The 24,169-nt window shown below is 67.8% G+C and carries 23 protein-coding genes, 1 tRNA gene and 3 pseudogenes; 15 read left to right on the top strand and 12 right to left on the bottom strand.

All coding sequences use genetic code 11. The annotated features are described in order from the left end of the window. The first annotated feature begins 59 nt into the window (after nt 1-59). The 6 genes and pseudogenes from ACWENQ_RS35455 (at nt 60) to ACWENQ_RS35430 (ending at nt 5,025) form a co-directional block, all read left to right on the top strand. Nucleotides 60-617: a CGNR zinc finger domain-containing protein gene (locus tag ACWENQ_RS35455; RefSeq protein ID WP_452418094.1), complete on the top strand. Its 558-nt coding sequence runs from the start codon at nt 60-62 to the stop codon at nt 615-617. A gap of 219 nt (nt 618-836) precedes the next feature. Next, on the top strand, nt 837-2,462 hold the full coding sequence (locus ACWENQ_RS35450) for an ABC-F family ATP-binding cassette domain-containing protein (RefSeq protein WP_452418093.1): 1,626 nt from the start codon (nt 837-839) through the stop codon (nt 2,460-2,462). Next, a pseudogene (locus ACWENQ_RS35445) lies at nt 2,455-3,006 on the top strand (ATP-binding cassette domain-containing protein); the annotation flags it as partial. The gene ACWENQ_RS35450 and the pseudogene ACWENQ_RS35445, both read left to right, overlap by 8 nt. A 624-nt stretch (nt 3,007-3,630) precedes the next feature. After that, nucleotides 3,631-4,302, top strand: a pseudogene (locus ACWENQ_RS35440) (ATP-binding cassette domain-containing protein); the annotation flags it as partial. Between the two features lie 169 nt (nt 4,303-4,471). Beyond that, the gene (locus ACWENQ_RS35435; protein ID WP_449914535.1) at nt 4,472-4,642 is read left to right on the top strand and encodes a hypothetical protein; all 171 of its coding nucleotides are present in this window, start codon (nt 4,472-4,474) and stop codon (nt 4,640-4,642) included. 32 nt (nt 4,643-4,674) lie between these two features. Continuing rightward, nucleotides 4,675-5,025 carry a hypothetical protein gene (locus tag ACWENQ_RS35430; RefSeq protein WP_452418091.1) on the top strand — a complete coding sequence of 117 codons (351 nt, stop codon included), beginning with the start codon at nt 4,675-4,677 and terminating at the stop codon, nt 5,023-5,025. A gap of 136 nt (nt 5,026-5,161) precedes the next feature. On the opposite strand, the gene ACWENQ_RS35425 is transcribed toward ACWENQ_RS35430, so the two are convergent. Then, nucleotides 5,162-5,857, bottom strand: coding sequence for a class I SAM-dependent methyltransferase (locus ACWENQ_RS35425; RefSeq protein ID WP_452418089.1), 696 nt, complete (start codon nt 5,855-5,857; stop codon nt 5,162-5,164). A 295-nt stretch (nt 5,858-6,152) separates the two neighbouring features. Between ACWENQ_RS35425 and ACWENQ_RS35420 the strand changes: the two genes are divergently transcribed. Beyond that, complete coding sequence (locus tag ACWENQ_RS35420; protein ID WP_449914529.1) at nt 6,153-6,542, top strand: pyrophosphatase; 390 nt, start codon at nt 6,153-6,155, stop codon at nt 6,540-6,542. A 127-nt stretch (nt 6,543-6,669) separates the two neighbouring features. Here ACWENQ_RS35420 and ACWENQ_RS35415 read toward each other — a convergent pair whose 3' ends face one another. The 4 genes and pseudogenes from ACWENQ_RS35415 to ACWENQ_RS35400 form a co-directional block, all read right to left on the bottom strand. Next, a complete protein-coding gene (locus ACWENQ_RS35415) occupies nt 6,670-7,005 on the bottom strand; it encodes a hypothetical protein (protein ID WP_452418088.1) in 336 nt (111 codons plus the stop codon). 263 nt (nt 7,006-7,268) lie between these two features. Continuing rightward, entirely contained in the window at nt 7,269-7,760 is a 492-nt protein-coding gene (locus tag ACWENQ_RS35410; protein ID WP_449914526.1) for a DinB family protein, read from the bottom strand. Nucleotides 7,761-7,769: 9 nt separating this feature from the next. Continuing rightward, a pseudogene (locus ACWENQ_RS35405) lies at nt 7,770-8,228 on the bottom strand (inositol monophosphatase family protein); the annotation flags it as partial. Nucleotides 8,229-8,471: 243 nt separating this feature from the next. Beyond that, nucleotides 8,472-9,923 (bottom strand): hypothetical protein, encoded by a 1,452-nt coding sequence (locus ACWENQ_RS35400; RefSeq protein WP_452418087.1) that lies wholly within the window; start codon nt 9,921-9,923, stop codon nt 8,472-8,474. Between the two features lie 922 nt (nt 9,924-10,845). Here ACWENQ_RS35400 and ACWENQ_RS35395 point away from each other — a divergent pair. After that, entirely contained in the window at nt 10,846-11,442 is a 597-nt protein-coding gene (locus tag ACWENQ_RS35395) for a hypothetical protein (protein WP_449914521.1), read from the top strand. A gap of 758 nt (nt 11,443-12,200) precedes the next feature. Here ACWENQ_RS35395 and ACWENQ_RS35390 read toward each other — a convergent pair. The 5 genes from ACWENQ_RS35390 to ACWENQ_RS35370 all read right to left on the bottom strand — a co-directional run bounded on the left by ACWENQ_RS35390 (nt 12,201) and on the right by ACWENQ_RS35370 (nt 14,878). Continuing rightward, nucleotides 12,201-12,812 carry a class I SAM-dependent methyltransferase gene (locus tag ACWENQ_RS35390; RefSeq protein ID WP_452418131.1) on the bottom strand — a complete coding sequence of 204 codons (612 nt, stop codon included), beginning with the start codon at nt 12,810-12,812 and terminating at the stop codon, nt 12,201-12,203. Between the two features lie 765 nt (nt 12,813-13,577). Next, a complete protein-coding gene (locus ACWENQ_RS35385; RefSeq protein ID WP_452418085.1) occupies nt 13,578-13,814 on the bottom strand; it encodes a DUF5615 family PIN-like protein in 237 nt (78 codons plus the stop codon). Further along, on the bottom strand, nt 13,811-14,041 hold the full coding sequence (locus tag ACWENQ_RS35380) for a DUF433 domain-containing protein (protein ID WP_452418084.1): 231 nt from the start codon (nt 14,039-14,041) through the stop codon (nt 13,811-13,813). Before ACWENQ_RS35380 ends, ACWENQ_RS35385 begins: the two co-directional genes overlap by 4 nt. Before the next feature lie 290 nt (nt 14,042-14,331). Continuing rightward, nucleotides 14,332-14,565 carry a hypothetical protein gene (locus ACWENQ_RS35375; protein WP_452418082.1) on the bottom strand — a complete coding sequence of 78 codons (234 nt, stop codon included), beginning with the start codon at nt 14,563-14,565 and terminating at the stop codon, nt 14,332-14,334. Nucleotides 14,566-14,807: 242 nt separating this feature from the next. After that, nucleotides 14,808-14,878, bottom strand: a tRNA-Gly gene (locus ACWENQ_RS35370). A gap of 99 nt (nt 14,879-14,977) precedes the next feature. Here ACWENQ_RS35370 and dcd point away from each other — a divergent pair. The 3 genes from dcd (at nt 14,978) to ACWENQ_RS35355 (ending at nt 18,427) form a co-directional block, all read left to right on the top strand. Further along, the gene (gene dcd, locus ACWENQ_RS35365) at nt 14,978-15,553 is read left to right on the top strand and encodes a dCTP deaminase (protein ID WP_354914139.1); all 576 of its coding nucleotides are present in this window, start codon (nt 14,978-14,980) and stop codon (nt 15,551-15,553) included. A 1,251-nt stretch (nt 15,554-16,804) separates the two neighbouring features. Then, nucleotides 16,805-17,422: a DUF47 domain-containing protein gene (locus ACWENQ_RS35360; protein ID WP_354914137.1), complete on the top strand. Its 618-nt coding sequence runs from the start codon at nt 16,805-16,807 to the stop codon at nt 17,420-17,422. Then, complete coding sequence (locus ACWENQ_RS35355) at nt 17,423-18,427, top strand: anion permease (protein WP_449914518.1); 1,005 nt, start codon at nt 17,423-17,425, stop codon at nt 18,425-18,427. A 151-nt stretch (nt 18,428-18,578) separates the two neighbouring features. Here the strand turns inward: ACWENQ_RS35355 and mshD are convergent, their stop codons facing one another. Further along, nucleotides 18,579-19,493, bottom strand: coding sequence for a mycothiol synthase (gene mshD / locus ACWENQ_RS35350; RefSeq protein ID WP_449914515.1), 915 nt, complete (start codon nt 19,491-19,493; stop codon nt 18,579-18,581). Between the two features lie 108 nt (nt 19,494-19,601). Between mshD and ACWENQ_RS35345 the strand changes: the two genes are divergently transcribed. Further along, nucleotides 19,602-21,359 carry a bifunctional metallophosphatase/5'-nucleotidase gene (locus tag ACWENQ_RS35345; protein WP_452418081.1) on the top strand — a complete coding sequence of 586 codons (1,758 nt, stop codon included), beginning with the start codon at nt 19,602-19,604 and terminating at the stop codon, nt 21,357-21,359. A 166-nt stretch (nt 21,360-21,525) separates the two neighbouring features. Continuing rightward, a complete protein-coding gene (locus ACWENQ_RS35340) occupies nt 21,526-22,230 on the top strand; it encodes a hypothetical protein (protein ID WP_452418079.1) in 705 nt (234 codons plus the stop codon). Nucleotides 22,231-22,283: 53 nt separating this feature from the next. Here the strand turns inward: ACWENQ_RS35340 and ACWENQ_RS35335 are convergent, their stop codons facing one another. Then, the gene (locus ACWENQ_RS35335) at nt 22,284-22,991 is read right to left on the bottom strand and encodes a response regulator transcription factor (protein ID WP_449914509.1); all 708 of its coding nucleotides are present in this window, start codon (nt 22,989-22,991) and stop codon (nt 22,284-22,286) included. Nucleotides 22,992-23,210: 219 nt separating this feature from the next. On the opposite strand from ACWENQ_RS35335, the gene ACWENQ_RS35330 reads away from it, so the two are divergent. Both ACWENQ_RS35330 and ACWENQ_RS35325 read left to right on the top strand, forming a co-directional pair. Then, on the top strand, nt 23,211-23,462 hold the full coding sequence (locus ACWENQ_RS35330) for a MoaD/ThiS family protein (protein WP_354914125.1): 252 nt from the start codon (nt 23,211-23,213) through the stop codon (nt 23,460-23,462). Nucleotides 23,463-23,495: 33 nt separating this feature from the next. Beyond that, nucleotides 23,496-24,161: an LmeA family phospholipid-binding protein gene (locus tag ACWENQ_RS35325; RefSeq protein WP_449914504.1), complete on the top strand. Its 666-nt coding sequence runs from the start codon at nt 23,496-23,498 to the stop codon at nt 24,159-24,161. Nucleotides 24,162-24,169: the final 8 nt, after the last annotated feature.

Here is a 24,169-nt window from a genome sequence, read left to right as displayed (position 1 = left end):
GGAACGCCGTCTTCCGTCGCCCGATTGCGCGGCTCGGAGTCACCTGTCAGGCTGGTGACGTGAAGCACGTCTTCCTGTGCGGCAACCCCGCGCTCGACCTCGCCTGCACGCTCCGCGCGCGCCGCACGGAGCGCGTCGAGACGCTCGACGTCCCCGGCCGGCTCGACGCCTGGTACCTGGAGTCCGGCATCGTCGACGCCGTGTCCCCCTCGCGGGAAGCGGATCTGGCCCAGGCGGTGGCCGTACGCGAGGCCATCTACGTGCTGGTCACCGCCCGGCTCGCCGGTGACGGATACGACGACAAGGCGCTCGCCCTGGTGAACGGGATCGCGCGCAAGCCGCCGGCGGCGCCCCAGCTCACGGCCAAGGGGCGGTGGGTCGAGGCGACCCCCGCGCAGGCGCTGTCCACCGTGGCCCGGCACGCCGTCGAGCTGCTCAGCGGGCCGGAGGTGCCGCTGATGAAGGAGTGCGCCAACCCCGAGTGCACCAAGATCTTCATCGATCGGTCGCGCGGCGGACGCAGGGAGTGGTGCGGCATGGAGTCGTGCGGCAACAAGATCAAGGCAGCTGCTTACCGGGCGCGCAAGAAGGACGCCCGGACGGCCGGCACGCGCTGATTCCGGCGGCTGCTATGGTGATAGACGCTTGAGATCAGAAGCTAGGAGACCAGACATGGCAGGTGACGACGACATCTCCGGGTGATACCGGAGGTTGATCGGCCCCGGCAGGCGCACATGATCGCCGCCGGCGTGGCCGCTGGTCGTCGTTCCCCGAATCCCTGTCTCCTTGCCGGGCCACTTCGTCGCGCCCGCGCGTTCTCGTACGAGGTCTCTCGCATGTCCGATGCGTTCATCGTCTGCTCCCACCTGTCCTTCTCCTGGCCTGACGACACGCCCGTCTTCAGCGACCTGTCCTTCACCGTGGGCGGCGGCCGTACCGGCCTCGTCGCCCCGAACGGTGCGGGCAAGAGCACGCTGCTCAAGCTGATCGCCGGCGAGCACCTGCCCCGTGGCGGCAGCGTGTCCGTCGACGGCGTGCTCGGCTACCTGCCGCAGAGCCTGCCCCTCACCGGCGACCTGACCGTGGCCGAGGTCCTCGGCATCGCCCCCGTGATCGCCGCGCTGGACGCCATCGAATCGGGCGATGCCGGCGAGGAGCACTTCACCACGATCGGCAACGACTGGGACATCGAGGAGCGCACCCGTGCCCAGCTCGACCGGCTCGGGCTCGGCGACCTCGCGTTCGACCGCACGCTGCGCACGCTGAGCGGTGGCCAGGTCGTGTCGCTCGGCCTGGCCGCGCAGCTCCTCAAGCGGCCCGACGTCCTGCTGCTCGACGAGCCGACGAACAACCTCGACCTCGGCGCGCGCCGCAGGCTCCACGACGTGCTCGGCGACTGGAACGGCTGCCTGCTCGTGGTCAGCCACGACCGGGCGCTGCTCGACCGTATGGACCGCATCGCCGAGCTGGACCGGGGCGAGGTCCGCTTCTACGGCGGCAACTTCACGGCCTACGAGGAGGCCGTGCGCACCGAGCAGGAGGCCGCCGAGCGCAGCGTGCGCAGCGCCGAGCAGGAGCTCAAGCGCGAGAAGCGGGAGATGCAGCAGGCTCGCGAGCGGGCCGAGCGCCGGGCGAGCAACGCCGCCCGCAACCTCAAGAACGCCGGACTGCCGCGCATCTTCGCAGGGAACATGAAGCGCGGCGCCCAGGAGGCCGCGGGGCGGGCGGGCCAGACGCACGCCGCCCGCGTGAGCGACGCCAAGGCCAGGCTCGACGAGGCAGGGCGTGCCCTGCGCGACGATCAGAAGATCGCGCTGCAACTGCCCGGGACCAACGTCCCCGCAGGCCGCACGGTCTTCCACGGCGAACACCTTCAGGCCCGCGGCCTGTTCGCCGAGCCCGGCATCGACCTGGTGATCCGGGGACCCGAACGCATCGCGCTGACCGGCCCCAACGGCGCGGGCAAGTCCACCCTGCTGCGCCTCATCAACGGCGAGCTGGAGCCGGACGGCGGCACGACCAGGCGAGCCGACGGCCGGGTGGCCTACCTGTCGCAGCGGCTGGACCTGCTCGACGTCGAGCGCACCGTGGTCGAGAACCTGGCCGCGTTCGCGCCCGGCATGCTGGAAGCGGAGCGGATGAACCTGCTGGCCCGCTTCCTGTTCCGGGGCGCCCGTGCCCACCTGCCGGTCGGGGTGCTGTCGGGCGGCGAACGGCTGCGCGCCACCCTCGCGTGCGTGTTGTGCGCCGAGCCGGCGCCCCAGCTGCTGCTGCTCGACGAGCCCACCAACAACCTCGACCTGGTCAGCGTGGGGCAGCTGGAGAGCGCGCTCAGCGCGTACGAGGGGGCGTTCGTGGTGGTCAGCCACGACGAGCGGTTCCTCGCGGAGATCAAGGTGGAACGCTGGCTGGAGCTGTCCGGAGGGCGGCTGCTGGAGACCGGGGCGCCCGCCGGTGAGTGACGCGCTGCTCGCCCGCGATCTCGTACGGACGCTGGGCGCGCGGCGCGTGCTCGACGGCGTCTCGCTCACCGCCGCACCCGGCCACCGGATCGGGCTGATCGGCGAGAACGGCGCGGGCAAGTCCACCCTGCTGCGCCTGCTGGCCGGAGCGGACGAGCCGGACTCCGGCAGCGTCGTACGGCCCGCGGACCTGGGCTTCCTGCCCCAGGAGGCGCCGTTCGCCGGCGACGCCACGGTCGCCGACGTGCTCGACGACGCCCTGCGAGAGGCCCGTACGGACCTGGCCGAGCTCGACCGGCTCACCCGGGCGCTCACCGAGGCCCCGGACGACGCCGCTCTCCTCGAAGCGTACGGGGCCCGGCTCGACCAGGCGCAACAGCGCGATTCCTGGGACGCCGACCGGCGCGCGGAGGTCATCCTCGACCGGCTCGGCCTGGGTGGCGTGCCGTACGGGCGCGCGCTCGCGTCGATGTCAGGCGGGCAGCGCGGGCGGCTCGCCCTGGCGGCGCTCCTGATCAGGCAGCCCGCCGCGCTGCTGCTGGACGAGCCCACCAATCACCTGGACGATGCCGCCGCGGTGTTCGTGGAGGAGCAGCTGCGCGGCATGACAGGGGCGGTGGTCGTGGCCAGCCACGACCGGGCGTTCCTGGACGTGGTCTGCACCGACCTGGTCGATCTCGACCCGGCGGTGGACGGGCCCGTCCGGTACGGAGGCGGGTACGGCGCGTACCTGGCCGAGAAACGCGCCGAGCGCGAGCGCTGGGAGCGGCGCCACGCGGAAGAACAGCAGGAACTCGGCGAGCTGCGCCGCGCCGTCGCGGTGACGGCACGGCAGCCGGCGACGGACGGCTTGCGACGCGACAACGAGAAGATGGGATACGGGCACCGCGCAGGACGCGTGCAGCAGCAGATCTCGCGGCGGGTCCGCAACGCCGCCCGCCGGCTCGCCGAGCTGGAACGCGAGCAGGTCCCCGCCCCGCCACCCCCGCTCCGCTTCCACCCCCGCACCCTGGTCACCGTCGCCGCCGATGCCGCGGAGGCCACCCACGGTGCGGGCGCCGGTGCCGCGGAGGTGGCCCACGCCATCGCCGACGGTGCGGGTGCGGGTGCCGGTGTCGTGGAGGCGGCTCGCGCCATCGCTGACGGTGCGGGTGCCGGTGTCGTGGAGGCGGCCCGCGCCGTCGCCGACGGCGCGGGTGCGGGTGCCGGTGTCGCGGGGGCGGCCCACGCCATCGCCGACGATGCGGGTGTCGGTGCCGAGGAGGGCGCCTGCGATCCCCACGACGAAACCTTGCTGTCGCTGCGGGACGTGCGGGTGCCGGGACGGCTCTCGATCGACCGGCTCGACGTGGCGCCAGGAGAACGGCTGCTGGTCACCGGGCCGAACGGGGCTGGCAAGTCCACACTCCTGGCGGTGCTGGCCGGACGGCTGGACGCCGAGGGAGAGGTACGGCGGCGGCGCGGGCTGACCGTCGGACTGCTGGCCCAGGACACCGTGTTCGAGCGGCCGGACCGCACGGTGCGGGAGACGTACGAGCGGGCGCTCGGTCCGGAGCGCGCCGAGTCCGTACCGCTGCGCTCGCTCGGCCTGATCAGCCCGCGTGACGTGGACCTGCGCGTGGGGGAGCTGTCGGTCGGCCAGCGCCGCCGGCTCGCGCTCGCGCTGCTGGTGGCCGATCCTCCCGTGGTGCTCCTGCTCGACGAGCCCACCAACCACCTCTCACCCCGCCTGTCCGACGAGCTGGAAGAAGCCCTGGGCACCGACGGGCCCGGCGCGATCGTGATCGCCAGCCACGACCGATGGCTGCGCTCCCGCTGGCAGGGCCCCCACATCCACCTGCCGCCGACACGTACGGGGCCTTTACCCGACCATGTGAAAGGCTGGTCGAGTGAGACCCCTGTCGCTCGCCTGGAGGACGAAGTCGGACAACCACTTCATCACCGCAGGACACCGCCTCCCGACCGGCAGGCCGTCCACCCTGCTCACCGACGGCAACGCCCTGGGTGACGTGGCCGGGCACCCGGACGCCGGAAAGATCATCGCCAAGGGCGTCATCAGCGGCGGAACCGATGCCGAGTCGGTCACCGGGCCGCTGCTCGAATGCGCCAACCACTTCACCGACATCAGGATCGCGACCCGCCTGTTCGGCGGCGACATCAAGAAGCGCAAGATCGGCTGACAATGCGGACAAGAGGGCATGTCGCGATCGTTGTGGCCGGCATTCTCTGCGTGGCCGGATGTGCTCGTCAGGCGCGGTGGTACGGCATCGAGTCCGCTGCCGTCGCGCCTGACGGCCGTACGGTCACCGCCACGATCGTCGTGGGCGCGCCCGGCCCTGACGGGAAGTCGTGCCGGGAGGTCACCGACACCGACGTGACGGAGTCGGCCGCGGAGGTGGTGATCGGCGTCGAGGTGCGCAACACCTGCGAACCCGTCTTCCCGTGGGAGAAGGCGCTGATGCAGAAGGGCATGGGGTACCCGTTGAACATCCAGCTCCAGCTGACGAAACCCCTGGGCGGGCGGCGCCTGGTCGATCGAGCGACAGGGCGGGAGCTGTCCTGAGGCGACGACTGAGCCGATGACGTGCGGGCTTGATCGCCCCAGGCGACGCGCGCACGCCATCCGCCTGATCACCCCGGAGCCGGAGCGCCCTCGCCAGAGGCTTTCCATGAGGTGGGATGGAGTTCGTGGATCGCGATCAGGGACGTTTCAGCTTCACCGCGAGGAAGGACGGCGCTCGGTGAAGCTTCTCGTAGGCGGCTTCGTCGATCTCCCTGAGATCGGCCGTGGGGCGCGGTTCGACCAGCTGCTCCAGCACGAACCCTGCGGCCAACAGCTCGCCCAGGAAGGTCTCCAACGGCAGCCGCTGGTAGTGGATCGAGAGCTTGCTGTCTCCGAGAGGCAGGTCTCTCCAGTCGTGGCTGAAGTACGAGCCTCCGAAGTGGCGCCAGTCGGCTGTGGGATGGGTGGTCGACACCAGGAGCCATCCACCTGGTCGCAGGACGCGACGTAGTTCACCCAGCAGCTGCGCACGGTTCCTGACGTGCTCGTACACGAGGGCGCAGACCACCCCGTCGAAGGATGCGTCAGCGGCGAAACCGAGTGGCTCTTCGAGATCATGGAGAAGGAGTTCTGCCTGGCCGTTCACGCGTGCTCGCGCGTGGCGCAGCAGGGTGGCGCTGCCTTCGATTCCGACCACCTGCGCGCCGCGGGCCGCGAGCTCGGCCGCGTAGTGGCCTGCCCCACAGCCGACATCCAGGATTCTGGACCCGGAGACATCGCCCGCGAGCCGCAGCATCGCGGGTCGGTCGGTATAGGCGTTGTAGGGGCTCGTCTCTGCATGTTCGGCGAAATGATCGCCGAGCGCGTCATGATAAGCGGTCGCCTTGTGCATCGGGACATCATGGCGTGGCCACGTGTTCGTCGCCATCGAGTTCCAGCCGAGATGGTGGATGGCGTCCTGGGTTCCTGCCATGGGTTCTGCAGGCCGCTTGGCGGAGCGTCCGGCGGTGCGGCGCACCTTCGTCGGCCTGCTGCTCGGTGAGCCGGGGATGAGGGACGAACCTCCGCACCGTCGGTATGGAGATCAGCCACCGCCAGGCGATCGTGAGAGTGGTACCGGTCCTTTTCGTTGGCAGCCTGAGCTGGAACGCCTTTGGCTGCCGCCCTTGGCCTCTTACACTCCCGGCATGGATCTGCGGCAGCTCACAGACAAGGTCGAAGCGGTATCGAGCGCCTATGCCCGCAAGCATGGGATATCCCGGGACGACACCTGGTTCCTGCTCAAGCTTCAGGAAGAAGTCGGTGAGCTGACGCAGGCGTTCCTCATGCGCTCTGGGCAAGCCAGAGATAAGGGATGCTCTCCAGATGAGCTGGAACTGGGCTTCCGATCCGAGCTTGCGGATGTTTTGTCGCAGGTCCTGCTGATGGCGCGACATCACGGAGTCGATCTGGAGGCGGAGGTCGAGCGGAAGTGGATGCCGTGGCACCCCGATCGGCTTTCTATGCGGGATGCGAGCGGAACGGCATGCGCTGATCTGACAAGCGCTGGTTTGAACGGCGCCGTAGACCCCGTGTAGCGCTTGGAGCTGACGGCCGGAACGACCATGAGCGGCGGCGCCCCGGCCGGCGGTTTCAGGATCTTTGGTCGGTCATCGACGGCGACCGAACCATGGGTCAGCCCCACCTCAGCCACCCATCCACCGGTCACGGCTGGTCGTGATCATCCCGGAGCCGGGCGCCCCCGCCGGAGGCATGGTTGTCTTTTCGCCATTGAGTGATTGCGCAAACGAGTGCTCCGAGCATCATCCCGAATCCCGCCTTTACCGTGATATCGAGCGTTTCGGAGCTCGCGGCGAAGGAACCGCCGAAGACGCCGGACGAGCTGACCAGAGCAAGAAGAAGCAAGGCCGCGCCGGCGCCTAAGAATCCAGTTCGGAAGGTCGTGAGTGCGGTGCCAGGGCTCATGATGGCGCCCCATGCGGCGTTGCCGAGAACGGCCAGAGGGAGCAGGACGACGAGTGGGTCAAAGAAGGTCATCACAGCGGCTGATCGTAAAGCAGTGGTGACGGGACCGGAATGGCTGTGAAGGCGGGGGCACATCCCGATCGCGGCCCGAGTGGCGGGATCGACCGCGGGAACGGCCCCCCGGACGCACACGCAGCGTACGGGCCGCGTGGCGGCGCGGAGCGCCGCCCTTGACCCCAACAAGAACAATTCGGCTGTGCTCGGGCTACGAATCTTGTCCTATGTAGGGCAGCGTTGAAAACGGCTACGTAGGCGACGCTCCGAGAACCGGGTGCCTTCTAACGCCCGGTGGTGCCGTCGATCTGCTCGCGGAGGATATCGGCGTGGCCGGCGTGGCGAGCGGTCTCGCTTGTCATGTGGGCAAGGACCCAGCGCAGCGTCCGGAACTCACCATCGACGGGCTCAGCCACCGGAGCCGCCGGGTCACCTGCAGCGCGAATCGCGGCATCGCTTACCTGGATCGCCGTGTGGTAGTCGGCCAGAACTTGCGCGGCATCGAGCTCAGTCACATCCATGCCGAAGTCCCGATCTTTCTCGGATCTGTCTCCGGCCACGTGGTATCCGAACCAGTAGCGTTCGGCTGCGGTCAGGTGATGGACCAGCCCGAGGAGGGTGGTTCCGGTGTCCACCAGGACGCGCCGTAGCTGCTCGTCGTCCAGCCCGTGGGTCTTCTTGAGCACCGATTCCCGCGCGAAGGTCAGGAACGCCAAGGCGGTGTCAAGCTCACCAGAGTCGTTGCGGGGCACGGGTTGACGTTGCGTCTCAGCCATGCCGTCACCCTACAGAGCACCCGACGATGGGCTGTGTGGGGGCCATCGGGAGGGGCGGGAGCGTGACGTTGCTGCGGCGACGAGCTCGACCAGGTCGGCCACGAGCTTGGGGCTGGCTGCGATGGTCGCTCGCGACGCCATGGTGTGCGCGCTGCCGTCGATGTCCACGACTGCGGCTCCGGCCTCTCGGGCGATGAGGACGCCCGCGGCTGTGCCCCACGGGTCGTTGCTCAGCATGACGAGGACGTCGGTCTTGCCGTCGGCCACCCAGGCCAGATCAACCGCGGCTGACCCGAACATGCGGACTCGCTGCACGCGGGCGGCAAGCTCGTGGGTGAGGGCGAGACGAGGGCGCTTTCGCTCCTCCGCGTTGTTGCCCACGGCGTAATCACCCATGGACACGATGCCTGCGTGCAGGTCACGAGTGTCGCGGGCTTGGGTCTCGTCCCCGTTGGCTTGGGCGCCTGCTCCCTCGGCAGCGAAACGAGATCAAGCCCAGGTCCCGATTCTCTCGGTTGACCTGGGCTTTCGTCGTTGGAGCGGGTGACGGGAATCGTACCCGCGCTGTCAGCTTGGGAGGCGTACGGATCCGGCCACGTAGGGCCGCTGACCTGGGCGACGGGCCGGTCCTGAGTGACCCACTGTCAATCATGTCGTGGGACTGGACAGTCTGGGCGCCGTTGAAGTTCCGCTCCAGGGATCAGTGCGAGGTCAGGGGGTGTCGTAGCCGATCCAGTTGATGTACCAGCCGAACTGCTGGGCCATGGCGGGAGTCAGTTCGCGGTCGTCGCGCCATTTGAGGTAGACGCTGAACTTGTTGGCGGTGATGTCGTAGACCGCACTGGTGCCGACCAGGTCATACTGCATGCCGCCGGCGCCTCCGATGGAGGTGAGGTAGACAGGGTCGCCGGTGAACTCACCTGCGCTGGTGTCCACGTCGATGCAGATGCTGTCGGGAGCGTAAGCCCTCCAGCCCTGTCCGGGGCGAGTCTTTCCTGAAGCCGTTCGGCCGTGCTTCGCGAACACGGTCCCCCACTCATGGGTGCCCGCCCGATACACGTTCAGCCCTTCCTTGGGGAAGCTGATCCATCCGTCGTCACTGTGTCGTCCCTGCACCCATTTGGTGTTGACGCCGTTGACGTCGGCCTTGTCGGCGTGCACGTTTCCCCACGCTCCGCTTCCTTGGCGGACGTCGAGCCCATCCTTGGGGAAGCTGATCTTTCCGTCGTCGGCGCTTCGCCCTTGCACCCATTCGGTGTTCACGCCGTTCAAGAGGGCCTTGTCGGCCGTCACGGCACCCTGCCCGCCCGTGTTGTCGAAGATCTCCGCCCCTGAGTCGGTGAAGGTGACGCGCCCCTTGTGCGCCGTCCCCTGGATCCAGGGTGTGTCGATGCCGTCGGTGGCGGTGAGCGATTCCAGCACGGGACGGCGCACCTGCACGGTGGTGGTGAGGAAGTGCTGCTTCCGGGTGATGGGGTCGGTGGCGACGAGGATGTAGGTGGTAGCCCGCTGCGGGGTGGGCGGTGACCAGGTACCCCCCGAGACGGGGCTCCGCCCGCCGGGGAACACGATCTCATAGGTGAAGTCGGGAGACCCGTCCCAGCTCAGCGTGAGGTTTTCTCCGGTGTCCAGCATCGCCTTGTCCGGGCGGAAGTCGCGCGGTGCCGGAATCTCCTTTGCTGTCGCCTTCACCAGCGGCACCGACGCGTACTTGGTCTCCCACCCGGTATCGGTTTTGAGAATTTCTTTCACTATCAGCACAGCCACCCCGGCGGTGGGGGCGACGGTGACGTTCTCCAGTGTCAGCAACATGTAGTCGCCGGGTTCGAAAGCGGCTATGCGACCGCTCTGGGGGGTGACCTCGAGAACGTTGGTGCCCTGCTGCTGGATGTTCACCGGCTGGGTGTCGGGCTCGATTCGGAAGTCCGTCTGAGTGCCCAGGGTGTCGGTGTACTCGCCCTTCAGCTTGATGGTGTCGATTTCCCTGGTCAGGTGGCCTGCGCGGTCGCCGACAGGCACCCTCACCTCGATCCTTAACCAGGCCACCTCCTCTCCGGTGTTGGTGACCATCAGATACACCGTCCCTGTGGATGGGGACCGCCCGTCCACAGACGCCTCCAGCGACGTTGGATCGGTGAGGACGGTGTAGGTCAGTGCACTCATTCTCAAGACTCCTTCTCTTGGCGAACGGCGCAGGCTGATGCCCCGCGCACTACGAGAGGACCGGGCCGGGCGGAACAGGCGGCAGCACGGGTAAGGCGTCCGGAACCGCCGCTTGTGACGCACTACAGAAGAGCCTCCCTAGATCCAAACGTCAGGATGAGAGCGCAACAAGAGCACTCAAGGGGGGCATGACCAGGCGCTTCGGCGATACCCTTGGCGTCTTGACAAGCCTTCATGACAACCATTACCGGCCATGACGGAAATGAAGCGCATCATGCAGGTCTGGATGAGACGGCGACGGGAAATGCCGACATACTCCGCAGAACACACAATGGTGGCGTGGCCGGATTCGGATACATAAAACCGAAAGTCGGCGGTGATCCAGACATGACACGGCACCGCCGGGGGAGCGGGGCCTCAGCCGTCCGCAGTCATGGGCCACGCGACTACTCGGGCCGCGTTGATCTATCTGCGCACCGAGAGCGAGCGAGACAAGCTGATCGCTGAGGGCATGGGCAAGCCGGCCGAGGAATCTGCTTTCTGACCTGGGCCTTCGTGTGTGGAGCGGGTGACGGAATCGAACCGGCGCTGTCAGCTTGGGAATTGCAGGGATCTTGGCTCGTAGGGGCGTTGACCTGGGGCTGATGTCGGTCGTGAGTGACCGTGGGTGACCCCTCGTTACCCCTCTTAATGGCACGCTAATGGCACGACGATCAGCCTGCGACCTGGTTTCTCGCGCGCGACCCGCGCACACCTCGCCCGTCTGATCATCGCGTCTGCCGCCGAACTCGACCCACCCGGGCCGCGCTGGTTTATCAGCGCTGCCACGTAACGGCTGCGGGCGATCGAGAGAACGGCCGTCTCTGGCTCTCAGAAGTGGTGGCACAGTGGGCACCAGTGACCGAGGAGGAGTTGAAGGACGATGGGTGACTACTTCGAGCGGATCGTCGATGTCGAGGTGACCGGCGAAAAGGCTGGGTTGCTCGCAGACCGTATGGTCGACTGGATGGTTGCCGAGGGACTGATCACACGCGAAAGGTCCAGCGACGGGATGTACAGCCTGCAAGTGGACGATGGGTACGAGGCTGGCCCCAACTGGGAACGGGCAGTGGCCGATTCCTCGGACCTGTCGTGGATACCGGGCCCGGTGGCAGTCATCGTCGGGCGGGATTACCACGTCGGAGGACAGGGGATGAGCGAGGCGGACTCTGCGACCTGCCCGCGATGTGAAACGAGAACCGTAATCATCGACTACCCGGAGGAGTTCGAGGCGGACCAGAAGGCCTGGCAGCCGTTCAGCGACGGCATCGACACCTGGAAGGAAACTGGTGAAGGGAGCGTCATCTGCTCCTCATGCGGAGCCTCCATCCCAGTCACCGAGTGGCAGTTCGGGTCCGGTTTCGCCCTCGGGGCACTCGCATTTGACTTCTGGGGATGGCCAGCCCTCAGCATCAGCTTCCACGCGGAATTCAGCAAGCAGCTGAGGCATCTCATCGAGGTGCAGACGGGCAAGTTCTGACATGCGCCAGGAGTGATCGATCGCCCTCGTGAGTGGCCGTGAGTGACCGCGACTCCCGCCCGCCCTGGCACGCCGCCCCAGGAGGTCCCACCGACCACCCACAGCGATCTACGGCGGCCAGCCATGCAGTGGCAATCGTAGGACTGTCTGGGGCCGAAGAGGGTGGAACCCAGGGAGACGCTGTCTGGAGCATCAACGCGCGTCAAGCGCTCCAAGCGGAAGGCCATGCAGTAAGGCCTGAGAACCTTGGAGCGGGTGACGGGAATCGAACCCGCGCTGTCAGCTTGGGAATTGCAGCTATCGCGGCGACGTGACCATGGGCTCTCTGGTCAGGACCGCTGTCGGGCAGGCCATGAGTGACCATGGTTGACCCCTCGTCCCCGTGGCTAATGGCACGCTAATGGCACGACGATCATACGAACCAGCAGGTCGGACGGGTGCGATGCCTGGCTGCTCGGTGGGCCGGGGCTGAGGAACGAAGTCTCGAACCTTCGATCGCCCCCGACCACGTGCTGACCTGAGCCACCGCATGGCGATCGTCGTGCGGTATGTGCTCGATGCTGCGATGGCAGTAGAAGGCGTCTCCGTCTGCCGCCGTCCCGCTCGACTTGTCTGGGACGACGCGGGCGGGACGATCGGGCTCACCTCAGCCAACTACGGGCCCCGGCGAGAGAGCCGCGATCATCCCCGGAGCCGGAGCGCCCCGCCAGAGGCGTGATTGTTGTGGGGCGCTATTCGGCATGCGGGATGCTTGGCCGTCAGATGTCAGGCAGTGCGGCCTCGATGAGAAAGCGGTGGTTACGAGCGGTGAATGCGCCCTCTGAGCAGATGCGCTCATGGAGCCGCTGTAGCGGCTGCTCATAGCGTTTGAGATCGAAGTCGCGAATTTGCCACGGGACGGCTCGTAGTTGGAAGACCACGGCACCTATGTCATGGAAGACATAGTCGATCATCTCTTCGCGAGCGTCCAGGACACGAAACCCGTAGCGGCGAAGGCGATCTACTGCGATGGCCAGCGTCCATGCCTCTGGATCGGGGGAAGGGGCGCCAAGGGCAATGTTCAGCTCCAAATCATTGCGGGTGCCGACCTGTTGGGTGAGAAATAGGCCGCCGGGGGTGAGAACTCGGGCGACCTCGGCAGCGTTCAACGCGCCGTGCCTGTTGAGCACGAGATCGAAAGTGGCTTCGCTCACGGGGATGGCATCCGCCGTACCGCCGAGCACAGTGGCATTAAGCGGTCGAAGCCGCTTGGCGGCGATGGGGATGTTTGGTTGCCACGCTTCCATTGCGACAGTGTGACGAGGCAGTGGAGCTAGGGAGGCCAGGACTTCGCCACCGCCGGTGTCTAGGTCGAGCAGTCGCGGTGCCACTGAGAGAAGCGCTGAGGCCCGCTCGGTGTATCGCCATGATGGGCTCCCGCCACTCGTTCGGTCGCGTAGCCAGCTGAAGTCCCATCCGAGCAGGGACGCGTGCAGGGCTTGTTCGACAAGATCGTTGTAGCTGAGCACCTGGTCACGCTAATGAAGTCCAGGGGTGCCGGGCTACTGGATTGTTCAATGGCCTGGCTGGCCTGACCCGTGCGGTTCCCCGCGCGAGACCGGCCCCCAGGCCGCAGCTCGCACGGGGAGGGCCGCGCGGGCTGCGGCGGCGGAGCCGCCGCATGATGAAGACGAAGGTGATGAAGACGACCCGCCTGGCGTGCTCGTTCCCGCTGGGTGATCGCTGACCCTAATGGCACGCTAATGGCACGGAGAGATCAACAAGCCTGAACAAGATCAAAGCCCAGGTTCCGAATCCGTCGGATGACCTGGGCTTTCGTGTGTGGAGCGGGTGACGGGAATCGAACCCGCGCTGTCAGCGTGGGAACCATCTACTGATCTCGCTGTGCTGAGCTGGGAAGACGGGGGTACAGGTCAGAGTGAGTCGAGTGACCGTGAGTATCCGTGAGTTACCTCGGCTGCCCGTCCGCTCTGGCACGGATCTGGCGCGTGGATCATGTCGGCTTCAGCGCAGAGGGAGCGCCCGGACGCGGATGCCTCCGGTGGTGGAAGCGGCGATCACGCCTGTTTGAAGGTGCTGCTCGAGAACCTCGAGATTAGCCAAGATGATGTTGACCAAGTCGGGTGGACGAAGCTCTACCAGCTCTCGTACGAGAATACGGAGGGTTCGGTCGCGCGGGCGTGGGCCAGGAGCGCGCCGAAGTCGGTGTCGGCGGAGATGATGGTCCGACCGTCCACGATGGCGAGTTCCATGATCGTGGTGTCGGGGGCGCTCGTTGCCTGGAGATCGCGCACATGGGTCGCGTTGTGACCAGCTTTGGTCAGCAGCTCGGCAACGCGGGGTGAGGGGTTCTCATCGACCAGAAAGTTCACGCTGGCTCGCGGAGACGGTAGAAGTGGACATTCGTGGACGCCGCTGCGTACTCGAGCGCCTGCTTGATGTCCTCCCGCTCCAAGCCCGGATAGTCCGAGAGGATCTCGTCGAAGGTCCATCCGCCGGCGACGAGCCGTACCACCGTCTCAACCGTGATGCGCAGACCACGGACGGCGGGCTTGCCTTCGAGCTTGTCAGGCTCGACGGTGATCCGATCGAAGTTCATGATGTCTCCCTTCCCTGCTGATGCTGCCAGGTTGGCCGGGAAGGAGCGACGGAGATATCCCGCAGGGGGTCAATACGTTTGACTCTTCGACGCCATCATGACGACGGCATCGCGTGTGGAGCGGGTGGCAAGAATTGAACCCGCGCTGTCAGATTGGGAACTGCAACGATCACCCGATGTGGAGGCGCTGACCTGGGCGGGAAGCCGGTCCTGAGCAACCGTGATTGACCCCTTGTTCCCCTGGCTAATTGCACGCTGATCGCACGGCGATCACGGGCCCACCTGGCCGTCTACCGCTCCTTTCCCTCGGCGTGGCGGCGGGCGGCCATCGTGGCCATCGCGGAGTTGATCACGTCCAGCACGGCCTGCACCTGCTCGCGCTCGACTCCTATTCGGGTCTGGAAGTCCCAATCGTCGAGATGGACGCCGTTGCAGATCTCGTTGAGCGCGTTACTGATCGCAAGGACATCGTCAGGTTCGAGGCTAACCGTGATCACGTCGGCTGACGTCTGGATGATGTCCACGGCGCCGTTCTTGCCTCGGTAGCGCACCTGCGTACCCCTGGCGATCATCCCGGAGCCGGGGCGCTCCTGCCGGAGCGAGACAAGATGATCGCCGACAGCATGGGCAAGCTCACTGAAGACGCTCTGAAGAACGAAGCTCAGGAGGGATCGGGCGCGTAACGGGCACGGAAGATCGAACTAGGCGGTAGAAAGATCAGAAGCCAGGTCGGGAAATCATCCCTGACCTGGCTTTTCGCAGTGAGAGCGGGTGACGGGAATCGAACCCGCGCTGTCAGCTTGGGAAGCTGATGTTCTGCCATTGAACTACACCCGCATCGGCCGGAGCCGCGCCCACCACTGTAGCGGAAATCTGGCCCACTTCAGCAATCCCGCAGGCGCTGAGTCTCCCGTAGCACACGGTAAGTTGCTCAGCGTGCTGCTTTCTGACAGAGACATCCTTGCCGAAATCGAGTCCGGGCGTGTCAAGCTGGACCCGTTCGACAAGGACATGATCCAACCGTCCAGCATCGACGTACGGCTCGACCGGTACTTCAGGGTGTTCGAGAACCACCGGTACCCGCACATCGATCCCGCTGTGGAGCAGCCTGATCTGACCCGGATGGTGGAGCCCGAGGGGGACGAGCCCTTCATCCTGCACCCGGGGGAGTTCGTGCTGGCCAGCACGTACGAGGTGATCACGCTGCCCGACGACCTGGCGAGCCGGTTGGAGGGCAAGAGCTCGCTGGGCCGGCTGGGGTTGCTGACGCACTCGACGGCGGGGTTCATCGATCCGGGGTTCTCGGGGCACGTGACGTTGGAGCTGTCCAATGTCGCCACGTTGCCGATCAAGCTGTGGCCGGGGATGAAGATCGGACAGCTGTGCATGTTCCGGTTGAGCTCTCCGGCGGAGCATCCCTACGGGTCGGAGAAGTACGGCTCCCGCTACCAGGGGCAGCGTGGGCCTACGCCCTCGCGGTCGTTCAGGAACTTCCACCGGACGGCTGTCTGAGGGTCCGGACGGCAATCTGAGGTCCGGACGGCTGTCCTGCGAGGGCCCGGACGGCCATCCGCGGGCCTGGACGGTCATCCGAGGGCCCGGGGTCGTCCCGCGGGCCCGGACGGTCATCCGAGGGGCCTGACGGCTGTCTGAGGGCCCGGGCGGCTGTCTGGCTGGGAGTCAGGACAGCCATCTGCGGGGCCGGACGGTCATCCACGAGGGCTGATGGTCATCCATGAGGGCGGACGGTCATCCACGGGTGCGGTTGGTCATCTCCGGGCGGTCGGCGCCGGGTCGGCTGCTCATGGCCGGACGGCCGGCGATGTCGTTCGTGGGGCCGGTGGTGGGGGTGGCCGTGTGCGGCGGGCGTTCACCGCGAGAGGGCAGGTCCCCTGTGGCAGGGCAGCCGTCGGGTCAGTTCCCCATGCCGGGGGTCGGCTGAGGGTACGGCGCGGCCGGGGCCAGACGTCGATCCGCCAGGGCCGGGGAAGTCCATGAGGGCCCAGCGTGATGAGCGAGGCGTCGGCTCGTGGTGCGACAGGTCAGTCTCCGGTGCGCCAGGCGAGGCCCGGGCGTGACCGAATCTGCCATCCAGTCCGGCCGGCATCGACGGAAGTCGGGCTGGCATCGGCAAGGGAAGCCGGGTTGATGTCGGCCAGGGAAGCCGGGGCAGGCGCTGGCAGGGAAGCCGGACCAGGCGCGGGAAGCCGGGGCGGGCGTCGGCCAGGGAATCCGGGGCGAGCGCCGGCAAGGGCGGCTGGGTTGGCGTCGGCCAGGAAAGCCGGATCAGGCGCCGGCAAGGGAAGCCAGGGCGGGCGCCGGTAGGGAAGCCGGGTCAGGCCCCGGCAGGAAGCCGGGGCGGGCGTCGTCGGCAGGAGAGGCCGGGGTCGGATCCGGAGAAGGGACAGGTGCCGGCCCGAGGTCGAGAGGTCAGATCTGGATGGCGGGGTTGGCTGTCCGCCTGCGCGGCGTATCCGGGTTCGTCCCCGTGGCGTGGTCGCTCATGTCCAGGCCGTCACACCCGCCGCACCAATCATCCCTCATCACTCCGCAACCGGCGGCCCATACCCCTGCCAAGCCGTCAACCCCTGTCAAAGCGGCCACGGACAAAATGGTCTTCAAACTACCCCCGACCCCGGTGTCACAGTTCATACGGCGGGTAGCGAGAAGGGGAAGAGTAGGTGTGCGCACCATGAAGTTCGCATTTCCGCTGGTAACCCGTACCCTTCTCTGCGGACCATCCCCGCACATGTGGAGAACGACGTGCGCCTGCGTCTCACGCCTCGTGAGGACAGCTACTACGACCTGTTCGCCGACTCCGCGAACAACCTGGTCACGGCATCGCGTTTGCTGGTGGAGATCATCAGCGACGGCTCGGACAGGGAAGCGCTGGCCGAGAAGATGCGCGCCTGCGAGCACGCCGGTGACGAACGCACTCATGCGATCATGAACCGGCTGAATGAGAGTTTCATCACGCCTTTCGACCGCGAGGACATCTACCGTCTCGCCTCGAACCTGGATGACGTGATGGACGCCATGGAAGAGGCTTCCGACCTCATCGTCCTTTACAAGATCGACCATCTGCCGAAGGACGTCGTCCGCCAGGTGGAGGTGTTGGAGCGGGCCGCGGAGTTGACCGCGGAGGCCATGCCGCGCCTGCGCTCGATGAAGAACCTGAACGAGTACTGGATCGAGGTCAACCGCCTGGAGAACCAGGGCGACCAGGTCTACAGGAAGCTGCTGGCCAAGCTCTTCAGCGGTGAGTACGACGCTCTCACCGTCATGAAGATGAAGGAGGTCATCGACCGCCTGGAGGAGGCCGCGGACGCGTTCGAGCACGTGGCCAACACCGTCGAGTCGATCGCGGTCAAGGAAAGCTAAGTGGACCTCACGCTCGTCCTCGTCATCGGCGTGGTGGTCGTGGCGTTGGTGTTCGACTACACCAACGGTTTCCACGACGCGGCGAACGCCATCGCGACGTCGGTGTCAACGCGCGCGCTCACTCCGCGCGCGGCGCTCTTCCTGGCCGCGGCGATGAACTTCATCGGCGCCCACCTGGGCACCCAGGTGGCGCAGACTGTCGGCAAGGGGATCATCGACGCGCCGGAGGGCACTCACGGCCTGGTCGTCGTGGCCGCGGGGCTCATCGGCGCGATCACCTGGAACCTCGTGACCTGGTACTTCGGTCTGCCCTCCTCCTCCAGTCACGCGCTCATCGGCGGCCTGGTGGGGTCCGCGCTGGCGGCGGCCAGTGTGGTGCACTGGGACGGCGTCGTGGACAAGGTCGTCATCCCGATGATCCTGTCGCCCCTGGTCGGGTTCTCGCTCGCCGCAGCGATCATGATCGCAATCTACTGGATCTTCCGGAACGCGCAACCCGCTCGCACCAACAGAGGCTTCCGTTACGCGCAGACCGTCTCGGCCGCCGCGATGGCGCTGGGCCACGGTCTGCAGGACGCGCAGAAGACGATGGGTGTGATCTTCCTGGCGCTGGTCGTCGGCGGTTACGCCGCGCCCACCGACCCGATCCCGCAGTGGGTGATCCTGTCGGCGGCCGGCGCGATCTCGCTGGGGACGTACGCCGGTGGCTGGCGCATCATGCGCACGCTGGGCCGCAGGATCATCGCCCTCGACCCGCCGCAGGGTTTCGCCGCCGAGTCCGCCGCCGCCACGGTTCTGTACGTCGCGGCGATCGGTTTCGGCGCTCCCATCTCGACCACGCACACGATCACCAGCGCGATCATGGGCGTGGGCGCCACCAAGCGGCTGTCGGCCGTGCGGTGGGGGGTGGCGGGCAACATCGTGACCGCGTGGATCCTGACGATTCCGGCGGCGGCGCTGGTGGCGGCGCTGTCGTACTTCGCTCTGCACGCCCTGATCGAGTAGCCCCGATCGAGCAGCCCTCATCGCGTCGAGCAGCCCTCGGCGCGTCGAGCGCTCCTCGTCACGTCGAGGGGCCGCTCACCGCGTCGAGCGCTTCCCGCCGAGTCGAGTGACCCTCGTCAAGCCGGGCGGCCGCTCGCCGCGTGGGCGGCGCTCATCGCGTCGCCGCGTACATCACGTCGATGTCCCAGCGGTTGAACCCGAGGGACTCGTACAGCCGGATGGCCGCCGTGTTGGCCTCGTCCACGTACAGCATCGCCTGGGCGAGGCCGCGCGAGCGCAGGTGGCGCAGGCCGGCGAGGGTGAGCGCCCGGCCCAGGCCGGTGCCCTGCTGGGACGGGTCGACGCCGACGACGTAGACCTCGCCGAGCGGTTCGTGGCCGTGCTCCTCGGAGGAGGATCCGTGGATCTTCGTCCAGTGGAAGCCCACCAGCCGCGAATCACGAAAAGCTAGGAAAAATCCGGACGGGTCGAACCAGGGTTCGGCCTCGCGCCGCAGGACGTCGTCAAGCGTCCACGCGCCCTGCTCCGGGTGCTGGGCGAACGAGGCGGCGTTCACCTTGAGCCACGCCTCCTCGTCCTCGCCGGGCACGAACGTGCGCAGCCGTACCCCGTCGGGCAGCGGCGCGGCCGGCAGCGGCGCGAACAGGGAGCGGCGCATCTGCCACAGCGACCGCATCCGCTCGAAGCCGAGCGAGGCGGCCAGGGCCGCCGCGCCGGTGTGGTCGCCGTGGGCCCACAGCCGCAACCGCCCGCCCGCCACCTCCAGTACGGCCCGCAGCAACGTCCTGCCGTGCCCCCTGCGGCGGAAGGCCGGGTGGACGACCAGTTCACCGCTCGGCCCCGCGACCTCGTCGGTCGGGTCCACGTGCGCGTAGCCGGCCGGCGCGTCGCCGTCGTAGAGCAGCAGGGAGCGGGCCCGCTCGTCACCGCCGTAGCGCAGGTGCAGCATCACGTGCTCGTTGAGCGGGCGGACCCCGTCGGCTTCCGTGGCCGCCTCAACGACACCCAGCACGTCGGCGATTTCCTGGTCATCGAGACGTCCCCGCTCGACCACGCGCACAGTCATGGATCGAACTCTAGGCGGCTGACTGGCAAATAACGCCATGTGGTGGCCCGACGAATCGTTACCTTTCAGACGTCTGTTGCATAGTTTGCCGCCGTAACGTCTGCAGGCATGATCTCTCGCTCCTTCCTCCCGCTCGCCGTCGCGGGCGCCGTCGGCCTGGGCGGGTTAACGCTCGTCGCCGGGCCCGCCGAAGCGGCCAGGCCCGAGCGGACGGTTCCCGTCCGCCTGCTGACGATCAACGATCTCCACGGCAACCTGGAGCCGCCGAGCGGGTCCAGCAGCCGCATCCTCGACCCCAACGGCCCGCTCGTCGACGTCGACGGCAAGCTGACCGGGATCGTGGGCGGCAAGTACTCGATCGCCGGTGGAGCCGCCTACCTGGCCGCGCACGTCAAGCAGCGCGCGGACGCCAACACCCTGGTGGTGGCGGCCGGCGACCTGATCGGCGCCTCTCCGCTGATCTCGGCCGCCTACCACGACGAGCCGACCCTCGAGGTGCTCGGCCAGATGGGGCTCGCGGCCTCCTCGGCGGGCAACCACGAGTTCGACGAGGGCTACACCGAGCTGAAGCGCCTGATGAACGGCGGGTGCCACCCCGTCGACGGCTGCCACCCCGACAGCCCGTGGGCCGGCACCGACTTCGACTTCCTCGCCGCGAACGTGGTGAAGGAGCGCAGCGGCAGGTACGCGCTCCCGCCGTACTTCATCAAGAAGGTCAACGGCGTCAAGGTGGGCTTCATCGGCCTGGTGACGGCCACGACGCCGACCATCGTCTCCTCCGGCGGCATCCAGGGCCTGAAGTTCACCGAGGAGGTCGCCGCGGCCAACAAGGTGTCCAGGATGCTGGCCCGCGCCGGCGTCAAGGCGCAGGTCGTGCTGGTCCACGAGGGTGACCAGATCACCCCGAACCAGGACCCGAGCGCCTGCTCGGTCACCCCCGGCGCCGGCTCGCGCATCGCCTCCGGCCTGGACCCGCAGGTCGACGTGGTCGTCAGCGGCCACTCCCACCAGGCCTACATCTGCAAGGCGACCGACCCCGCGGGGCAGCCGCGCGTCTACACGCAGGGCTCGTCCTTCGGCCGCGTGCTCACGCAGATCGACTTCAAGGTCGACCGGCGCTCGGGTGACGTCGTACGGTCCTCTGTCGTGGCGGGCAACCACGTCGTCACCCGTGACGTCACCCCGGACCAGCCGGTCGGCGACACGGTCACCAAGTGGAGAGCCCGCAGCGAGGCCATCGCGAACAAGCCGGTCGGCAGGATCAGCGCCGACGTCGGCACCGGTGCCGCCCCCTCCGGCGAGACGCCGCTCGGCGACCTGATCGCCGACAGCCAGCTCGAGGCGACCAGGACGGGCGGCAACGCGCAGATCGCGTTCATGAACCCGGGTGGCGTGCGCATGCCGCTCACCTACGCCGGCTCGCCCGCGAACGAGGGCGACGGTGTGGTGACGTACGGCGAGGCGTTCGCCGTCCAGCCGTTCAACAACCTCACCCAGGTGATCACGCTGACCGGCGCCCAGCTCAAGACGGTGCTGGAGCAGCAGTTCGTCGGCGGGCCGAACAACCAGCCGTTCACCAGGATCCTCCAGCCGTCGGCGAACTTCACCTACACCTACAGCAAGAGCGCCCCGTGGGGCTCGAAGGTGTCGAACATGAAGATCGACGGCGTCGCGGTGACCGACACCCAGTCGATCCGCGTGGCGGTGAACAACTTCCTCGTCGGCGGCGGTGACGCCTTCGCCGAGTTCAAGAACGGCACCGACCTGTGGAGCGGTCCGCTGGACATCGACGCCTTCGTCGCGTACCTGGGCGGCCACAGCCCCGTCGCCCCGCCCGCGACCAACCGCATCACGGTCGTGGACTGACACTCGACCGTCCAGGGCCCGCGCCGACTATCCGGTTGCGGGCCCTGGCCCCGATCTGATCGGGTACACGCATGCTGACCGGAACCCTTGTCCGCCTGCGCGCCATGGAGCCGGGCGACGCCGACATGATCATCATGGGTCTCCTCGAAACGGACCCGCGCTACTGATGCCGCCCTTCTCCGCGTTCGCGGCCGGCGGCCGGGCGGCGCTCCTCGGCGGAAAGACCACGTTCGACCGGCCTCCGGTGGAGGGCTCGCCCCGGTGGGGCGCCGCGGCCGTGCTCAGGCCCTCGGCTCCGGCCCTCGACCGGCTGGCCGGCCTGGCGGCGGAGCTCGCCGCCGCGGTGGGGCCCGGCCACTGGGTCCACGGCGGCGACGCGCTGCACGTCACGCTGCGCTCGCTGGAGCCGTACCGGCGGGAGGTCGCCGAGCGGCGGGTCTACGGCGCGGCCCTGGCGGCGGCGGCCGAGGGCCTGCCGGCCGTCCGGCTGGAGCTGCGAGGGGTGATCCCGCACCACGGCGGGGTCCTGGTCTGGGGCACGCCCCTCGACGACACGCTCGTCACGCTGCAGCGGAGGTTCGCGCGCGAACTCGGGACGTGGGGCGCCTTCGAGGACTGGACGCGCGACATCTGGTACGTCAGCCTGGCTCACTTCGCGAGCCCGGTGACGGCGCCCGAGCGGATCGCCGCCTGGTGCGACGAGCGGTCCGGCGTGCGGGTCGGGGTCGCGGAGTTCGCCGTCGCCGAGATCGCGCAGGCCGTGTACACCGGCACGGGCATCCGCCTGGAGACACTCGAGAGCGCCCCTCTCGGCCGAGGTCTGAACACCGGAGGTCTGAACGTCGGGGAATCTGAACGCCGGCGGGTCTGAACGTCGGGGGATCCGAACGAGGGGGAGGGCCGGCTGACGAGGGGGAGGGCCGGCTAGACGTGGGCCGGGCTGTCGGCGTCGGCGCTGCCGCGGTCGGGCACGAAGCGGTAGCCGACGTTCCGCACCGTTCCGATCAGCGACTCGTACTCGGGCCCCAGCTTCGCCCGCAGCCGCCGCACGTGCACGTCGACGGTCCTGGTGCCGCCGAAGTAGTCGTAGCCCCACACCTCCTGCAGCAGCTGGGCCCTGGTGAAGACCCGGCCCGGGTGCTGGGCGAGGTACTTCAGCAGCTCGAACTCCTTGAAGGTGAGGTCGAGGGCGCGCCCCCGCAGCCTGGCGGTGTAGGTCGCCTCGTCGATGGCCAGGTCGCCGCTGCGGATCTCGTCGGGGACCTCGTCGGCCGCCGCCAGGGACAGCCGCCCGGTGGCCAGGCGCAGCCGGGCCTCCACCTCGGCCGGGCCGGCGCTGTCGAGCAGGACGTCGTCGACGCCCCACTCGGCGGTCATCGCCGCCAGGCCGCCCTCGGTGACGATCACGAGAAGCGGGCAGTCGACGCCCGTGGTGCGGATCAGCCGGCACAGGCTCTTCGCGTGGACGAGTTCGCGTCTGGCGTCGACGAGCACGGCGTCGGCCGGTGGCGCGTCGATGAGGGCGGAGGCCTCGGCGGGCGCGACACGGACGGAGTGGAGCAGCAGGCCCAGTGCAGGCAGCACCTCGGCGGAGGGTTCCAGGGCGTTGGTCAGCAGGAGCAGGTTGCTCATTTCGACTCCTCTGGTAGGGCCGCGTGTTCGCCGTGCGTGTGTCGTGCCGTACAAACACATGTGGGACCCGGGGGCTGCGTCGCCCGGATCCCTTCGTAGGTGAGGATAACCCACGTGATTGCCGCGACCTGGTGGTGTCCACCTGGTGAGCAGGCGTTCGTATGAAACATCTTCGTTAACGAACCCGCACAATGGAACGGAATTGATTGTGAGGTAGCCATGGCCACCGGAAAAGTTCGCTATTGGGCCGCGGCGAAGGAAGCGGCCGGTGTGGCGGAGGAGGTTTTCGAGGCCGACACGCTGGATCGGCTCATGACAAGAATCACAGCAGATCGGGACGAACTCGCCAGAGTGGTGCGCCGCTCGTCATTCCTGGTGAACGGCAACCCTGTCGGCAAACGCGAGCATTCCTCGGTGATCCTGCCCGAAGGGGCCGTTGTGGAGATCCTTCCTCCCTTCGCCGGAGGATAAGGTAGCGCCCAGGCACCCCCCCGAAGGAGCCCGATGCGCAAGCTGATCATCCTGCTGATCGTGCTGATCGTCCTGCTCGTGGCCGTGGACCGGGTGGCGGTTTCCGGCGTGCAGCGCGACATCGCCAACAGGATCGCGGCCGCCTCCGACCTGTCGGGCACCCCGACCGTCACGATCGAGGGGATCCCGTTCCTCACCCAGGCGATCGCGGGCCGCTATCAGGAGGTTCGCTTCGACCTGGGCACGCTGACGTACAACAGTGTCAAGGTGGAGAACCTGAGCGGCGCCGCCTACGACGTCCGGGCCCCGCTCGCCGACGTCATCCAGAACAAGGCGCAGATCGTCGCGGGCCGGGTGAGCGTGCGCGGCACCCTGTCCAGGTCCACCGTCGACAGGTTCGCGCCACGCGGGGTGAAGATCGGCGGCACGGGTGACACCCTGACCGCCTCCGGCCAGGTCAACCTCGGCGTGACGAAGGTGAAGTTCACCGCCGACATGCGGGTCGAGCTCGTCGACGGCGGCATCAGGGTGACGGCCGAGAAGGTCAACGGCATGCCGGCCAAGGCCGCCGGCCTGCTGAGCTACACGATCCCGCTCAAGGCCAAGCTCCCGTTCGACGTGAAGGTGACGGGCGTGAAGACCGTCCCCGCCGGGCTGGAGATCACCGCCGAGGCAAGTGACGTACCTCTCCGTGGCTGACTTCGAAC

It is taken from the genome of Nonomuraea sp. NPDC004354 (genome assembly GCF_053602555.1).
The sequence above is the reverse complement of the archived record's forward strand: the minus strand, read 5'-3'. Positions and strand labels throughout refer to the sequence as shown.

Bases quoted from the DNA above. Each gene is read 5' to 3' on its own strand.
- ACWENQ_RS35345 (WP_452418081.1), top strand. From the start codon at position 19,602: ATGATCTCTCGCTCCTTCCTCCCGCTCGCCGTCGCGGGCGCCGTCGGC.
- ACWENQ_RS35395 (WP_449914521.1), top strand. From the start codon at position 10,846: ATGGGTGACTACTTCGAGCGGATCGTCGATGTCGAGGTGACCGGCGAA.
- ACWENQ_RS35450 (WP_452418093.1), top strand. From the start codon at position 837: ATGTCCGATGCGTTCATCGTCTGCTCCCACCTGTCCTTCTCCTGGCCT.
- ACWENQ_RS35335 (WP_449914509.1), bottom strand. From the start codon at position 22,991: ATGAGCAACCTGCTCCTGCTGACCAACGCCCTGGAACCCTCCGCCGAG.
- ACWENQ_RS35325 (WP_449914504.1), top strand. From the start codon at position 23,496: ATGCGCAAGCTGATCATCCTGCTGATCGTGCTGATCGTCCTGCTCGTG.
- ACWENQ_RS35380 (WP_452418084.1), bottom strand. From the start codon at position 14,041: ATGAACTTCGATCGGATCACCGTCGAGCCTGACAAGCTCGAAGGCAAG.
- mshD (WP_449914515.1), bottom strand. From the start codon at position 19,493: ATGACTGTGCGCGTGGTCGAGCGGGGACGTCTCGATGACCAGGAAATC.
- ACWENQ_RS35410 (WP_449914526.1), bottom strand. From the start codon at position 7,760: ATGGCTGAGACGCAACGTCAACCCGTGCCCCGCAACGACTCTGGTGAG.
- ACWENQ_RS35400 (WP_452418087.1), bottom strand. From the start codon at position 9,923: ATGAGTGCACTGACCTACACCGTCCTCACCGATCCAACGTCGCTGGAG.
- ACWENQ_RS35330 (WP_354914125.1), top strand. From the start codon at position 23,211: ATGGCCACCGGAAAAGTTCGCTATTGGGCCGCGGCGAAGGAAGCGGCC.
- ACWENQ_RS35420 (WP_449914529.1), top strand. From the start codon at position 6,153: ATGGATCTGCGGCAGCTCACAGACAAGGTCGAAGCGGTATCGAGCGCC.
- ACWENQ_RS35425 (WP_452418089.1), bottom strand. From the start codon at position 5,857: ATGCACAAGGCGACCGCTTATCATGACGCGCTCGGCGATCATTTCGCC.
- ACWENQ_RS35340 (WP_452418079.1), top strand. From the start codon at position 21,526: ATGCCGCCCTTCTCCGCGTTCGCGGCCGGCGGCCGGGCGGCGCTCCTC.